General features: G+C 75.3%; 8 protein-coding genes. 6 read left to right on the top strand and 2 right to left on the bottom strand.

Annotation, left to right across the window (positions count from 1 at the left end):
- Positions 1-1,092, top strand: a 1,092-nt coding sequence (locus tag ACFWOG_RS06825; RefSeq protein ID WP_380355487.1) for an SUKH-4 family immunity protein, incomplete at its 5' end; no start/stop codon positions are given.
- Between the two features lie 264 nt (positions 1,093-1,356).
- On the top strand, positions 1,357-2,763 hold the full coding sequence (locus ACFWOG_RS06830; protein WP_380355489.1) for a hypothetical protein: 1,407 nt from the start codon (positions 1,357-1,359) through the stop codon (positions 2,761-2,763).
- 208 nt (positions 2,764-2,971) lie between these two features.
- On the opposite strand, the gene ACFWOG_RS06835 is transcribed toward ACFWOG_RS06830, so the two are convergent.
- Positions 2,972-4,285, bottom strand: a complete 1,314-nt coding sequence (locus ACFWOG_RS06835; RefSeq protein ID WP_329947927.1) for a nucleotide sugar dehydrogenase — start codon at positions 4,283-4,285, stop codon at positions 2,972-2,974.
- An 872-nt stretch (positions 4,286-5,157) separates the two neighbouring features.
- Between ACFWOG_RS06835 and mfd the strand changes: the two genes are divergently transcribed.
- A complete protein-coding gene (mfd, locus tag ACFWOG_RS06840; RefSeq protein WP_329947926.1) occupies positions 5,158-8,790 on the top strand; it encodes a transcription-repair coupling factor in 3,633 nt (1,210 codons plus the stop codon).
- 149 nt (positions 8,791-8,939) lie between these two features.
- Here the strand turns inward: mfd and ACFWOG_RS06845 are convergent, their stop codons facing one another.
- On the bottom strand, positions 8,940-9,593 hold the full coding sequence (locus tag ACFWOG_RS06845) for a DUF4352 domain-containing protein (RefSeq protein ID WP_355406552.1): 654 nt from the start codon (positions 9,591-9,593) through the stop codon (positions 8,940-8,942).
- A gap of 263 nt (positions 9,594-9,856) precedes the next feature.
- On the opposite strand from ACFWOG_RS06845, the gene ACFWOG_RS06850 reads away from it, so the two are divergent.
- The 3 genes from ACFWOG_RS06850 to ACFWOG_RS06860 all read left to right on the top strand — a co-directional run bounded on the left by ACFWOG_RS06850 (position 9,857) and on the right by ACFWOG_RS06860 (position 14,751).
- Positions 9,857-12,058: an N-6 DNA methylase gene (locus ACFWOG_RS06850; protein ID WP_380355495.1), complete on the top strand. Its 2,202-nt coding sequence runs from the start codon at positions 9,857-9,859 to the stop codon at positions 12,056-12,058.
- Positions 12,059-12,226: 168 nt separating this feature from the next.
- Positions 12,227-13,033 (top strand): hypothetical protein, encoded by an 807-nt coding sequence (locus ACFWOG_RS06855; protein ID WP_380355498.1) that lies wholly within the window; start codon positions 12,227-12,229, stop codon positions 13,031-13,033.
- Positions 13,030-14,751 (top strand): protein kinase, encoded by a 1,722-nt coding sequence (locus ACFWOG_RS06860; RefSeq protein ID WP_380355501.1) that lies wholly within the window; start codon positions 13,030-13,032, stop codon positions 14,749-14,751. Before ACFWOG_RS06855 ends, ACFWOG_RS06860 begins: the two co-directional genes overlap by 4 nt.
- Positions 14,752-14,773 lie beyond the last annotated feature (22 nt).

Genomic DNA, 14,773 nt, shown 5'->3' on the forward strand with positions numbered 1-14,773 from the left:
GCGCCCGCCCCCGCCGCGCAGGCGCCCGCACCGGCCCCGGCCGGGCCGCCGGTGCCGCCGGCTCCCGTCCCGCCCGCCGCGGTGCCCGGACCGCCGCCGGGGGCCCCGGTGCCGCCCGGGGTGCCGGCGGTCGGCCCCGGCTACTTCGCCGCGCTCAGCTACCGGGGGCCGGACGGCTCGGAGCAGAAGCTGCTGCACCGCAGCGAGCCCGGCACCCCGCACCCCGAGTGGAAGATCCTCCAGGACCTCCGCCGGCTGAACGTGCCGCCGGAGCAGGTGCTGGAGCTCTACACCGAGCTGGAGGCGTGCGACCTGCCCGGCGGGTACTGCAACCGGATGATCGCGGCCTCCTGGCCGAACGTCCGGCTCACCCACACCGCCGACTACGGCCGTGACCACCACTCCCGGCAGGCCGGGATGGCCCAGCTGCTGGACCACCTGGACGAGCTGCACCAGCTGGCCTCCGGTCCGCAGCGGGTCCGGCCGTTCCGGGTGCCGCTGCCCGCCCCGGGCACCGTCCCGGTGCTGCCGCCGCTCCCGCCGCAGCAGCTCGGACAGGAACTCGGCCAGGCCTTCGGTCCGAACGTGTTCCACTTCGAGCAGCGCGCGGTGGCCCGCCAGGGCGTCCCCGAGCCGGTGGCGCAGACCCTGATGTGGGCGGGCCTGCCGCGAGAGTTCGGTCCGTTCTTCTGGGCGCAGGCCCAGGAGGGCCGCCCGATCCCGACGCTCTCCGAGCTGGCCGCCGAACGCGGCCTGCCGGGCGGCCCCGACTTCGGCGGCTACCTGGTGCTCGGCAACGACTACGGCCGCCAGCTCTGTGTGCAATACGGCACAGCGCACGTGGTCGCGGTGGATCTCGAAGGAACCGGGGAGCCGCCCCGATTCGTCAACACGGGTGTACCGGAGTTCGTCCGCTCGATGGCCCTGCTGGGCCGGATGTGGCGGCTGCGGTACGGGCTGACCCCGGATCAGGCCGGTCGCTGGACCACCGACTTCCAGGCTCAGCTCGCCGCGATCGACCCGGCTGCGCTCCAGTCCGCGGACACCTGGTGGGCCGTGCTGCTGGAGCAGTTCTGGGACGGCCTGCTCTAGCGGGCCGTCGCGGATCCGTGCAGATGGAGGGGTCGTTCCGGTGTTCGGAGCGACCCCTTCGGCGTGCTGGTGCGGCTCTGCTTCGTTGGGGTTTCGCCACGATCTGCGCAAAATAGGTCAAGAGGATGGTCGCAACCGGCCACCCTCGGTACGTTTCGATCCGTTCGATGCCTGATTCCTGACCGGATCTCCCGACCCGGTTCCGGAACAGGCCGATCCGTCCGATCATGGGCTCCGCAGCCCGCGACACGAGGGGAAGAGCCCATGAGCGACGCCGTCCCCCAGTACGGCTTCACCGTTGCCCGGCGCGGTTACGCGCCCGAGCAGGTCGACCGCGCCCTGACCGCACTCACCGCCCGGCGAGACGAGTCGTGGGAACGGCTGAGCGTGCTCGGGGCCGGGATCCGGGAGATGGAACGCCGCCTGGCCGAGATCCAGCAGGCCGCCGCCGACGCCCCGGAGCCGGACTACCAGGTGCTCAGCGACCAGGCCGCCGGTCTGGCCAGGACCGCCGAGAACGAGGCCCTGGCCGTCCGCGAGAAGGCCGAGCGCCACGCCGAGGACCTCCGCGACGAGGTCTACGAGGCCGGCCAGGCGCTCGACCGCGCCGCCAAGGAGTACGCCACCACCACCCGGACCGACGCCGACGGGGCCGCCCGGCGCACCGACGAGCGCACCCGGGCCGAGGCCGAGGCGATCCGGGCCGACACCGACCGCGAGGTCCGGTCCGTCCGCGACTCCGCCACCGCCCATGCGGCCAAGGTCCGGGTCGCGGCGGCGGAGGCCTCCGAGCGGGCCGAGGCCAAGCTGGCCGAGCTGCGCCGCAAGGCCGACGAGACGTTCGCCGAGGCCCAGGCCAAGGCCGACACCGAGGACGCGGCCGTCTCTGCCACCGCCGAGCGGCGGCTCAAGGAGGCCGAGCAGCACCGGGAGACCGTGCTCGGCCAGATCAAGCAGGCCGACGCCGAGGCCCAGGCCCGGGCGGACCAGCTGATCGAGCAGGCCCGGCGCGAGGCCGAGCGGATCAACGCGGCGAGCGAGCGCGAGCAGCGCGAGTTCGCGACCAGGCTGGAGACGGTGCAGCAGCACCTCGACCACATCAAGGGGACCCTGGCCTCGCTCACCGGCGCGGCGGTCGGGGCGATCGAGCCCGGGGCCAGGTCCCTGGCGGGTGCGGCCCTGGCCGCGGGCGTCCGGGCGGACGGCGGTGCCGACGACGGCCGCTTCGGCGCTCCGGCCGACGGCGCGGCCGTCGTCCTGGCGGACGCCCCCGCGGACGTCCCCGCGGACGCCCCGGTGGTGGACCCGGACGCGGACACCGGGGAGATCCCGCTGCCGGTCGCCAACCTGCGCAAGGACGACGCCCCGGTGGTCCCGGCGGCGTCGACCGAGCCCGTCCCCGAGCCCGTCCCCGTCCCCGTCACGGCACCGGCCGCCGGTGAGGCGACGGCGGTGCTCCGGGTCACCCCGGGACCGGTGGACGCGCCGGTGGCCACCGGTCCGGTGCCTCCCCGGCCGGCCTCGCCCCCGGAGGCGTCGGCGGTCGAGGACGCGGTGGCGGGCGCCGGGCAGCCGGTCGAGGACGAGACGCGGATCATCCCCAAGATCGTGATCGTCGACGACGGCAGCGGCTACGCCACGCCCAACACCGTCTCCTACCGTCGCCGCTGACTCTGGTGCGACACCGGTCGGGGGAGGCTTCCCCGGGGCCCCGGCCCCGGCTTCGGCTCCGGCCCCGCCCCGGCCCCGACGGACCGCAGGCCCCGGGCGCCCCACCGGGCACCGGGGCCTGCGGTCCGTCGGCCCGTACGCGATCGGGGCTCCCCGCCGAGCCGCGGACGACCGTGCGCAGGGCGGTGCCCGCCGCGACGGGTCGGAGTCAGAGCACCTCGACCGTGGCGCCGGTCAGCCGGCGCCGGCAGTCCAGGACGTACCGGGCGTGCGTGGCGACCGCCTCGTAGTCGAACTCGTCGTGGTCGGCGAGCAGGACCACCGCGTCCGCCGCCGCCAGCTCCTCCGGGCTCGCCTCCACCCGGTGGACGGCGGCGAACGGGTCGCCGTGCCGGTCGTGCTCGGCCGCGCGCTGGCCGGGGATCACCGGCTCGGGCACGTGCACCCCGACCACCACGTGGGGGTCGGCGGCCCGGACCTCGGCGCCCATCCGGACCAGCAGCTCGGCGACCCTGGCGGCCGGGGTCTCCCGGGCGTCGCCGGTGTTCTTCTTGTAGGCGAGCCCGAGCAGCAGCACCCGGGAGCCCTTGACGGAACGCTGCCGCTCGTTGAGTGCCTCGGCGAGCCGCCGGACCACGTAGTCGGGCATGTGGCTGTTGACGTCGTTGGCCAGCTCGACGAACCGGAACGACTGGCCGAGCGCCCGTTCCACCCGCCAGGACAGGTAGGACGGGTCGATCGGCAGGCAGTGTCCGCCCACGCCGGGCCCGGGAGTGAAGCGCAGGTAGCCGAACGGCTTGGTGGAGGCCGCGTCGATGGCCTCCCAGACGTCGATCCCGAGGTCGTGCGCGAACATCGCGAGCTCGTTGACGAGCGCGATGTTCACGTGCCGGAAGGTGTTCTCCAGCAGCTTGGTCAGTTCGGCCTCCTTGCAGGAGGAGACCGGCACCGTCCGGTCGACCAGCTCGCCGTAGAAGCCCTCGACCGCGGCCAGCGCCGCCGGGTCGATCCCGGAGACCACCTTCGGGGTGTTCTCCAGCCGCCAGGTCGGGTTGCCCGGGTCGATCCGCTCGGGGCTGTAGCCGAGGTGGAAGTCCCGGCCCGCGGTCAGCCCGGAGCCCTCCTCCAGCAGCGGCGCGAGCAGTTCCTCGGTGGTGCCCGGGTAGGTGGTCGACTCCAGGACGACGGTCGCCCCCGGCTTCAGGTGCTGGGCGAGCAGGGCGGCCGAGGCCTCGATGTAGGAGAGGTCGGGCGCGCCGTCGCGCAGCGGTGTCGGCACGGTGATCACCGCGATGTCGAAGCCCGCCACGTCGGACGGATCGGCGGAGGGCAGGTAGCTTCCGTTCTCCAGCAGCGGCCGCAGCCGCTCGGCGGGGATGTCCTCGACGTACGACTCGCCGACGGCCAGCCGCTTGATCCGGCGCTCGTCCACGTCGTAGCCGACCACCCGGTGCCCGACCTCGGCGGCGCGGACCGCCAGTGGCAGTCCCACGTAGCCCTGGCCTGCGATGACAACGCGCATGACGAAGAACCCCCTCCATCGCGACGCCCCTGGGCCCCTCCGGGCGTCCCCACACGGTCTTCACCACAGGGTAGGGAGCGGCGCCGGACCGCGTGGGTTTTCCCGGCATCGCGCCGGGAGGTGCGGAAGGTGGCCCTCCGGGGCGGATCGCGGAGCGGTCCCGCCGGGAGGAGGCGCCGCACGTCGCTCGCAACGGCCCGGAAGCGGCTGGTGAACGGTTCCGGGGAGAGGACGCGGGGAGCGGCCACGGGGAACGGAGCCGGGAGCGGACTCGCAGACGGTCGCGGCCCGCGGGCCCCGGAAACGCTGGAGGCCGAGACCCGTGGCGCCCTCCAGGAAAGGGCGCCACGGTTCCCGGCGCTTGGGCGGGCGCCCCCACCCAGGGTCGCCCGGCCTCGCACTCCCGACCCCCATCGGGTGTGCGACCGTGCCTTCCGCAGCCATCCCCCACGGTTGGGTGCGGCGGGCACATTCACCATGGTGCGCGATCTCCATGGACGGGCAGTGACAGGAGTATGTCCAGTTCGTGGCAGATCGCGACGGCGAGGGAACAATGCGGCGAAACAGCCGGAGCGGCAGCGTGCGGGCGGTGGTTCGTCCGCGCCCGGCCGCCGGGCGGGCCCCGTTCCGGATCCGGACCGTGGACGCCCCCGTCGACGCCCCCGGCTCCGTCCGAACGCCGTCCGGACGCCGTCGGGACGGCGTTCGGTGAGGGCCGGTCGCGACCCCCGGCCGTGCGCCGCGTGCGCGTCTGCCTCGCGGCGTAGTCTGGAGACCCCCGGCCGCTCGGCGCGCCGGGCCGTTCGCGTTGCCCGGGCGGGCCTTCGAGGCCCCGGGGCAGCACCAGCCACGGGACGAAGAAGAGACTCCAGATGAGCCTGACCGGACTGCTCGATGTCGTCGCGCGGGACGCGGCGCTCGCCGAGGCGATCGAGGCCGCGACCGCCACCGGCACCGCGGCCGGAGGCCGCCGCCACCTCGACCTGGTCGGGCCGCCCGCCGCCCGGCCGTTCGCGATCGCCGCGCTGGCCCGCGCGCTCGCCGGGCAGGCCGCGGGGGAGCGGGGCCGCCCGGTGCTGGCCGTCACCGCCACCGGCCGGGAGGCCGAGGACCTCGCCGCCTCGCTGCGTTCGCTGTTGCCGCCGGACGCGGTCGCCGAGTACCCCGCCTGGGAGACGCTGCCGCACGAGCGGCTCTCGCCCCGTTCGGACACCGTGGGCCGCCGGCTGGCGGTGCTCCGCCGGATCGTGCACCCCCGCGCGGACGACCCGGCGGCCGGTCCGGTGCAGGTGATCGTGGCGCCGGTCCGTTCGGTGCTCCAGCCCCAGGTGAAGGGGCTGGCCGAACTGGAGCCGGTGGCCGTCCTGCGGGGCGAGTCGCACGACCTGGAGGAGGTGGCCCGCAAGCTCGCCGGCGCCGCCTACTCCCGGGTCGAACTGGTCGAGAAGCGCGGCGAGTTCGCGGTGCGCGGCGGCATCCTGGACGTCTTCCCGCCGACCGAGGAGCACCCGCTGCGGGTGGAGTTCTGGGGCGACGACGTCGAGGAGGTCCGCTACTTCAAGGTGGCCGACCAGCGGTCGCTGGAGATCGCCGAGCACGGCCTCTGGGCGCCGCCCTGCCGCGAGCTGCTGCTGACCGACGAGGTCCGGGCCCGGGCCGCCGCGCTGGCGGCCGACCACCCCGGGCTGGCCGAGATCCTGGACAAGATCGCCGAGGGCATCGCGGTCGAGGGCATGGAGTCGCTGGCGCCCGTCCTGGTGGACGACATGGAGCTGCTGCTGGACGTGCTGCCGCTCGGCTCGGTCGCGGTGGTCTGCGACCCGGAGCGGGTCCGCACCCGGGCCGCCGACCTGGTGGCGACCAGCCAGGAGTTCCTGCACGCCTCCTGGGTGGCGGCCGCGGCCGGCGGGGACCGGCCGATCGACCTGGAGGCGATCGACGTCTCGGCCGCCTCGCTGCGCTCACTCGCCGAGGTGCGCGAGCACGCCGCCGAGATCGGGCTGCCCTGGTGGTCGGTCAGCCCGTTCGCCACCAGCGAGTCCTCGGTGCACGAGGTGCTGGAGTTCGACGCCAACACCCTGACGCTGGGCATGCACGCGGTCGAGGCGTACCGGGGCGACACCGCCCGGGCGATCGCCGACGCCAAGGAGCGGCTGGCCGCCGACTGGCGGGTCGTCATGGTGACGGAGGGGCACGGACCGGCGAGCCGCCTCGCCGAGGTGCTCGGCAACGAGGGCATCCCGGCCCGGCTGGTCGCCGACCTCGCGGAGGCGCCGACCCGGGACGTGGTCTACGTCGCCTGCGGCTCGATCGAGCACGGTTTCGTCGACGAGACGCTCAAGCTGACCGTGATCACCGAGACCGACCTGTCCGGCCAGAAGTCCTCGACCAAGGACATGCGGCGGATGCCGTCCCGGCGCCGGAACGCGATCGACCCGCTGGCGCTGGCCGCCGGCGACTACGTCGTCCACGAGGCGCACGGCGTCGGCCGGTACGTCGAGATGGTGCAGCGCACCGTGCAGGGCGCGACCCGCGAGTACCTGGTGCTGGAGTACGCGCCGGCCAAGCGGGGCCACCCCGGCGACCGGCTCTTCGTGCCCACCGACCAGCTGGACCAGGTCACCAAGTACGTCGGCGGCGAGGCCCCGACGCTGCACCGGCTCGGCGGCGCGGACTGGGCGAAGACCAAGCAGCGCGCCAAGAAGGCGGTCAAGGAGATCGCCGCGGACCTGATCAAGCTGTACTCGGCCCGGATGGCCGCGCCCGGCCACACCTTCGGGCCGGACACCCCCTGGCAGCGCGAACTGGAGGACGCCTTCCCGTACGCGGAGACGCCCGACCAGCTGACCACCATCGCCGAGGTCAAGGCGGACATGGAGAAGTCCGTCCCGATGGACCGGCTGATCTGCGGCGACGTCGGCTACGGCAAGACGGAGATCGCGGTGCGGGCCGCCTTCAAGGCGGTACAGGACGGCAAGCAGGTGGCGGTGCTGGTGCCGACCACGCTGCTGGTGCAGCAGCACTTCTCGACCTTCGCGGAGCGGTACGCCAACTTCCCGGTCACGGTGAAGGCGCTGTCCCGCTTCCAGAGCGACTCCGAGGCGAAGGCCGTGCTGGAGGGCCTGTTCGAGGGGTCGGTGGACGTGGTCATCGGGACCCACCGGCTGTTCTCCTCGGAGACCCGCTTCAAGGACCTCGGACTGGTCATCGTCGACGAGGAGCAGCGGTTCGGCGTCGAGCACAAGGAGCAGCTGAAGAAGCTGCGGGCCAACGTGGACGTGCTGACGATGTCCGCCACCCCGATCCCGCGAACCCTGGAGATGGCCGTCACCGGGATCCGCGAGATGTCCACCATCACCACCCCGCCGGAGGAACGGCACCCGGTGCTGACGTTCGTCGGCCCGTACGACGAGAAGCAGATCTCGGCCGCCATCCGGCGTGAACTCCTGCGCGAGGGCCAGGTGTTCTACATCCACAACCGGGTGGAGTCGATCGACAAGGCGGCGGCCCGGCTGAAGGACCTCGTGCCCGAGGCGCGGGTCGCCACCGCGCACGGGCAGATGGGGGAGACCCAGCTGGAGAAGGTGGTCGTCGACTTCTGGGAGAAGGAGTTCGACGTCCTGGTGTCGACCACGATCGTGGAGTCGGGCATCGACATCTCCAACGCCAACACCCTGATCGTCGAGCGCGGCGACACCTTCGGCCTCTCCCAGTTGCACCAGCTGCGCGGCCGGGTGGGCCGTGGGCGGGAGCGCGGGTACGCGTACATGCTGTACCCGCCGGAGAAGCCGCTGACCGAGACCGCCCACGAGCGGTTGGCGACCATCGCCCAGCACACCGAGATGGGTGCGGGCATGTACGTCGCGATGAAGGACCTGGAGATCCGCGGGGCGGGCAACCTGCTCGGCGGTGAGCAGTCCGGGCACATCGCGGGTGTCGGCTTCGACCTCTACATGCGGATGGTCGGCGAGGCGGTGGCCGAGTTCCGGGAGTCGCTGACCAACGGCGGCGAGCCGGAGGAGGAGCCGCTGGAGGTGAAGATCGAGCTTCCGGTCGACGCCCACGTGCCGCACGACTACGCGCCCGGCGAGCGCCTGCGGCTCCAGGCGTACCGCTCGATCGCGGCGGTCAACTCGGAGGAGGACATCACGCAGGTCCGGGACGAGCTGGTCGACCGGTACGGCAAGCTGCCCGACGCGGTGGAGAACCTGCTGATGGTGGCGGCGCTGCGGCTGTACGCCCGGCGTTGCGGGATCTCGGACATCACGTTGCAGGGCTCCAACGTGCGGTTCGGTCCGGTGGAGCTGAGGGAGTCGCAGCAGCTGCGGCTGAACCGGCTCTACCCGCGGAGCCAGGTGAAGGCGTCCACCCGGCTGCTTCTGGTGCCGCGGCCGGCCACGGGCCGGATCGGCGGCAAGCCGCTGGTCGGGCGGGAGCTGCTGGCGTGGTGCCGGGAGTTCCTGTCGGCGATGTTCGACGACCTGGCGGGGGCGAAGAAGCAGTAGCCGGGGATCCCCGGTGGGCGGCGGTCTCGGGCGGTGACGCCCGGGGCCGCCGTTCGCGTTCGCGCCGTGCCCGCCGTTCGCGCCGTTCGCGTTCGCGCCGTTCCCGCCGGGCCCGGACCGATGCCGCCGCGGGGCTGTGCACAGGGCCGTCAGCCGATCTTCCACTGGCCGACCTGCTGGGCGAAGCCGTTGTCGAGGGAGAACTGGACCTTGTCCAGCTTGGTGCCGTTCGGGACCTCGAAGACGACGAAGCCCTTGCCCGTCTCGCCGCCGGCGATGTTGGTCGGGGTCTGGAAGGACTGGCCGGCCTTGGTCTCGGCGAGCGTCGGGCCGTAGGACTGGCCCTGGGCGTCGACCACCTTGGCGCTGCTCCACGGCGCCTCGCTGTAGGCCTTCGAGCCGGTCGGCTTGATCTGGAACTGCACGGCCACGTAGTGCTTGCCGTCCTCGGCCTTGAGGTACGCGTTGGCGCTCTCGGCAGGGTCGACCACCTTCACCGCGGTGACGTCGGCGGTGTTGCCCTTGTCCAGGCTGCCCTTGAGCCCGATCGTGTCGCCGATCTTGGCGGGGGCCTTGGCCGCGTCGGGCGCCTTGGCGGCCTCGGCCGGCTTGCTCTCGGCGGCGGGCTGACCGTCGGCCGGCTTGGCCGGGGCGGAGCCGCCCTCGGCGGCCGGCGTCGCGGCGGCGGTCTGCTTGGCCTCGGTGGAGACGGAGGCGCCGCCGCCGGCGTCGCAGGCGGTCGCGGTCAGGGTGACGAGCGCGGCGCCGAGCAGCAGGGCGGCGGTGCGACGGGTGGTGGACATGAGGCTCTCCTGGACTTCCGGTGTGCCGCCCGGTGCGGCGGTGACAGGAGAAATCACACCACCGACTGTGAACGATGTCAACGACGAGTTGTGAAACCTCTCTGTTCACGTGTGAACGGCCCGGAGGTCGGTGCTGGCTATGCTGTGTGATCACACCGGCCGGCCCGGTGCCCCGCCCAGCCCGCCCCCGCGCGCGTCGCAGCCCCGGCGCCGCCGAGGCCGTAGTAGCCGTAGTAGTCGTGGCCGTCGCCGAAGGAGCCCCCATGCCGGACCGTCCCGAGGTGACCGCCGTCGAGATCGCCCGGCTGGCCGGGGTGGGCCGGGCCGCCGTCAGCAACTGGCGCCGCCGGCACCCCGACTTCCCGCGACCGGTCGGCGGCACCGACAGCAGCCCGGCCTTCGCCCTCGCCGAGGTCGAGACCTGGCTCCGCGCCCAGGGCAAGATCGCCGAACTGCCCCTGCTCGAACGCGTCTGGCGGCTGGTCGAGACCCTCCGCGACCCCGCCGGCCACCCCGCCGCCCCGCTGGTCCAGGCCGGCGCCGTCCTCCTGCTGCACCACCGCGAACCGGGTCGCTGGACCGCACTCGCCGCCCAGTCCGAGGCCCGGCTCGCCACCGGCCTGCCCCGCGCGCTGGCCGACGCGGCCGACACCGCCCTCGGCCCCCACGGCGCCGCCGACCTCCACCTGCCCGGGCTGCTCGGCTCCACCCAGCTGGACCTCGCCCGCCTGCTCGCCGAACTCTCCGCCGCGGCCGGACCGCCCGCCGCCTTCGAGCAACTGCTCACCCGCTACGCCGAGGCCAACACCCGGCAGCTCAGCCCGACCCCGCCGGAGGCCGCCGGCCTGCTCGCCGCCGTCGCCGGTGTGCCCGCCACCGTGCTCGACCCGGCCACCGGCCTCGGCGCGCTGCTGCTCGCCCTGCCCCCGACCACCGGCCGGTACGGCCAGGACGCCGACCCGGTCACCGCCGCGCTCGCCCGGCTCCGGCTCGCCCTGCACACGCCCGCCGCCGACCCCGGGCCGCTCCCGCTCGACCTGCGTGCCGGCGACGCCCTGCGCGCCGACGCCCACCCCGGCCGCACCTTCGACGCGGTGCTCTGCCAGCCCCCGTACAACGAGCGGGACTGGGGCCACGACGAGCTGCAGTTCGACCACCGGTGGCCCGGCGGTCTCGTGCCGCCGCGCGGCGAGTCCGAACTCGCCTGGGTGCTGCACTGCCTCGCCCACACCCGCCCGGGCGGCCTCGCGGCCCTCTTCCTCCCCCCGACCGTCGCGACCCGCCGGGCAGGCCGCCGGGTCCGGGCCGAACTGTTGCGCAGCGGCGCCCTGCGCGCCGTCGTCGCGCTCCCCGCCGGCGCCGCACCCCCGTACGGCGTGCCGCTGCACCTCTGGGTGCTGCGCGCCCCGCGCCCGGGGGACGACTTCCGGCAGGTGCTGCTGCTGGACGCGACCTCCGCCCCGGCCTCCCCGGCCGACACCGCGGAGGGCGGCCGGGACAAGGTCCGCTGGCCCGACCTGCACCGGACCGTCCTGGACGCCTGGCGCGCCTTCGACCTCGCCGCCCGTGAGAGCCTGCCGCTCCCCCCGGACCGCCCCGGCGAGTACCGGACCATGGCGGCGATCGACCTGCTCGACGACGAGACCGACCTCTCGCCCACCCGCCACGTCCCGCCCGCCGCCCCGCTCGGCGGCGCGGCCGAACTGTCCCACCTCAGCGGCCGGCTGACCGAGATGCTCGACGCCCTGGGCGACCCCGGCGCGCTGCTCCCGGAGCCGACCGGCTCGGGCTTCGGGACGGGCTCCGAAGCGGGCTCCGAAGCGGGTTTCGGGGCCGGTTCCGGGGCGGGCGCAGGCGTGGGCACCGGCGCGGTCGTCACGCTGGGGGAACTGGTCCGGGCCGGCGTCCTGGAGGTGTACTCCTCCGGCAGCGGCGCACCCGGCCGGCCGGTCGACGCCGACCCGACCGGCACGCCCGTGCTCACCGACCAGGACCTCGCCGCCGGTACCCCGCCCGGTGCCGTTCTCGACCGGTCGGCCGCGACCGCCGACGGCCCGCCGCTGACCAGGCCCGGCGACGTCGTCGTGCCGGCCCTCGGCGGGGCCGGTGCCCGGGTCGTCGGCCCGGCGGGACCGCCGGCCGGCGCGGCCCTGGGTCGCCAGCTCCACCTGCTCCGGCCCGACCCGGACGCCCTCGACCCGCACTTCCTGGCCGGCCACCTCCGCTCCACCGCGGCCACCCGGCGGGCCGCCAGCCACGCCTCCACCACGACCCGCCTCGACATCCGGCGCGTCGAGCTGCCCCGCCTCCCGATCGCCGAACAGCGGCGCCTCGGCGAGGCGTTCGCCCGCCTCACCGCGTTCGACACCACCCTGCAGCAGGCCGCCGTGCTCGGCCGCGTCCTCACCCAGGCCCTCACCGACGCCCTCGCCACCGGGACGGCCGCGCCGCCGCACACCCCCTGACGGGCCGTCCGGCGGACCGGCCGCGGCAGACCGGGGCGGGTGGGAGGTCCACTGCCCGGGCTGCGGAGGCGGTCCGAGGGATCCCGGCCCGTCGGGTGGGGGCGGTACGGTGTGCGGGGTCGCTCCGTGACCCGGACGGCCGCCGTACTCACCCGCTCAGGAGCGCGCATGTCAGGGCAGTACCCCGGGCAGTTCGGCCCACCGCCCGGCGGCGCCTTCCCTGGCGGTGGGCCCGCCGGGGGCATACCGGGCGCGGTGCCCTACCCCGGGCCGCCGACCGTCATGGGCCCGGTGCCGTCCGGGCCGCGGCCCGCCGGCCCGTACGGGGTGCTCGGCCGGGTGCTGGTGGTGCTCGCCCCGCTGCTCTCGATCGGCCTGCTCGGCATGGTGCCGTCCCTGCTGCTGGCGGTCCGCCGGCGCCGGGCGTACGACATCGTCGGTGCGGTCGCCTTCGCCGGGCTCTTCCTCGCCTACATCGTCGCGATCGGGGTCGCCGGCAACGGCCCCAAGGGCAGCGCCCCCACCGCCGACACGGTCGGCATGGTGATGATGGTGCTGATGTGGTTCGTCCCGCCGGCGCACTTCCTGGTGATGGACCGGCGTGCGGTCTGGGAGGCGGGCCGCCCGCACCCGGCGGCGCCGGGCGGTCACTACGCCCCGCGGGCCGTCACCGCCCCCTACCCGGCCCAGCCGGCGTACGGCTACCCGGCCCCCGCCGCGCCCACGGCCGCCCAGCCCTTCACCGCCCCCGCCCAGCCCTTCACCGCCCCCGCCCAGCCCTTCGGCGCCCAGCCCTTCGGCACTCCGGCGCCGTTCGGGACTCCGGCCCAGCCGTTCGGCACCCCCGCCCAGCCGTTCGCCGCCGCCGCGCCGTACCCGCCCGCGCCGGCCCCGGACGCCGGCCCCGCGACCTCCGACGAACTGCGCGAGCTGGGCGAACTGCTGCGCCGCCAGGCCCGCGAGGGCCGGCCGTGACGGTGGCCCGGGTGATCGGGGGCCGCTACCGCCTCACCGAGAAGATCGGCCACGGCGGCATGGGCCAGGTCTGGGCGGGCCACGACGAACGGCTCTTCCGCCCGGTCGCCGTCAAACTGCTCCGCCCCGACCGGCTCCTCGCCGCCACGGGGGCCGACGCCGGGCGCGGCGGGGACCACCGCGCGCCCGGCGACGACCTCCGCCGCCGCTTCCTCCGCGAGTGCCGCACCACCGCGGCCCTCGACCACCCGGGCCTCGTCACCGTCTTCGACGCCGGCGAGGACGGCGGCGAGCTGTACCTCGTCATGCAGCGGGTCACCGGCGTCAGCCTGGCCGACCTGATCGCCGAGGACGCGCCGTTCCCGGTCGAGCGTGCGGTCGCCGTGGCCGCGCAGCTCTGCACCGCGCTGGCCGCCGTCCACGCGGTGCCGGTCGTCCACCGCGACCTGAAACCCAGCAACGTGATGGTCCGTGAGGACGGCCGGACCGTCCTGCTGGACCTCGGCATCGCCACCGCACTCGACCCCGAGGCCACCCGCCTCACCCTCACCGGCGTCCCGATCGGCAGCCCGTCGTACATGGCCCCCGAGCAGGCCCTGGCCGCGACCGTCGACCCGCGCAGCGACCTGTACGCGCTCGGCTGCCTGCTGCACGAGATGCTCGCCGGCGAGGGGCCGTTCCGCGCACCCACCGCGCTGGGCCTGCTGCGCCGTCATGTCGACGACCCGCCGGTGCCGTTGCGCGAGCTGCGCCCCGAGGTGCCGGCGCCGTTGGAGCGGCTGGTCCTCGACCTGCTCGCCAAGCGGCCCGAGGAGCGTCCGGCCGACGCGCAGGAGGTCTACGGGCGGCTGCTCCCGCTGCTTCCCGCCGCCGTCCCGGTGCCGCAGCCCCGGTACGGACCGCTGCCCGACCCGTCCCGGCCCTACCGGCACCCGCTCCAGCCGCAGCCCCGGGCGGCGGAACCCGCGCCGCAGCCGGGTCGGGCGGCGGTGCCAGCGGCGCCGCCCGCTCCGCCGCGTGCCGAGCCGTCGCCGTTCCTGATGGCCGCCGTGCCGATGCCGCCCACCTCGCAGGGCCCGCCGCCGGCCGGCCCGTTCGCCCCGCCCGGTCCGGTCTCCCCGGTGGAGGGCGACCTCGCGGCAGCCTGCGCCCGGCTCTCCGACCTGGTCGACGCCGGACGGCGTGCCGAGGTGATCGACCTCGCCGCCCGGCTGCTGCCCCGGGTCCGGGCCGAGCTCGGCGACGGCTCCGGGCTGGCCGGCACCGTCCGGGCCATCTACGCCCGCACCCTCCTGCAGGAGCGGCGCCACCGCGAGGCGCTCCCGGAGTACCGGCAGCTCGCCGCCACCGCCGAGGGCGGTCCGCGCGGCCGGGCGGCCGTGGAGTACCGGTACCGGGCCGCCGAGTGCCTCGAACAGCTCGGCCGGGGGGCCGAGGCACTCGCCGAGTACCGGGCGCTGCTCGCCGACTGGCCGGACACCGACCAGGAGCGGGTGCTGGACCTGCGCGAGCGGATCGGCGGACTGCTCGCGGCGCTCGGTGAGGCCGAGGCGGCCTGGTCGTGGCTGCTCCAACTGCTCTTCGACCGTGAGCGCCGCGAAGGCCCGCACCACCCGGCCGTGCGCCGGCTCCGCCGGACCCTCGACTCGCTGCAGCCCCACCACGTCACCACCGCCGATCCCCGCGCCACGCCCTGGCCTCCGTCGCACCGTCCCTGATCGCCTCCGGGGGCGTCCGCCG

The organism is Kitasatospora sp. NPDC058406, from assembly GCF_042722765.1.
Lineage (GTDB): Bacteria > Actinomycetota > Actinomycetes > Streptomycetales > Streptomycetaceae > Kitasatospora.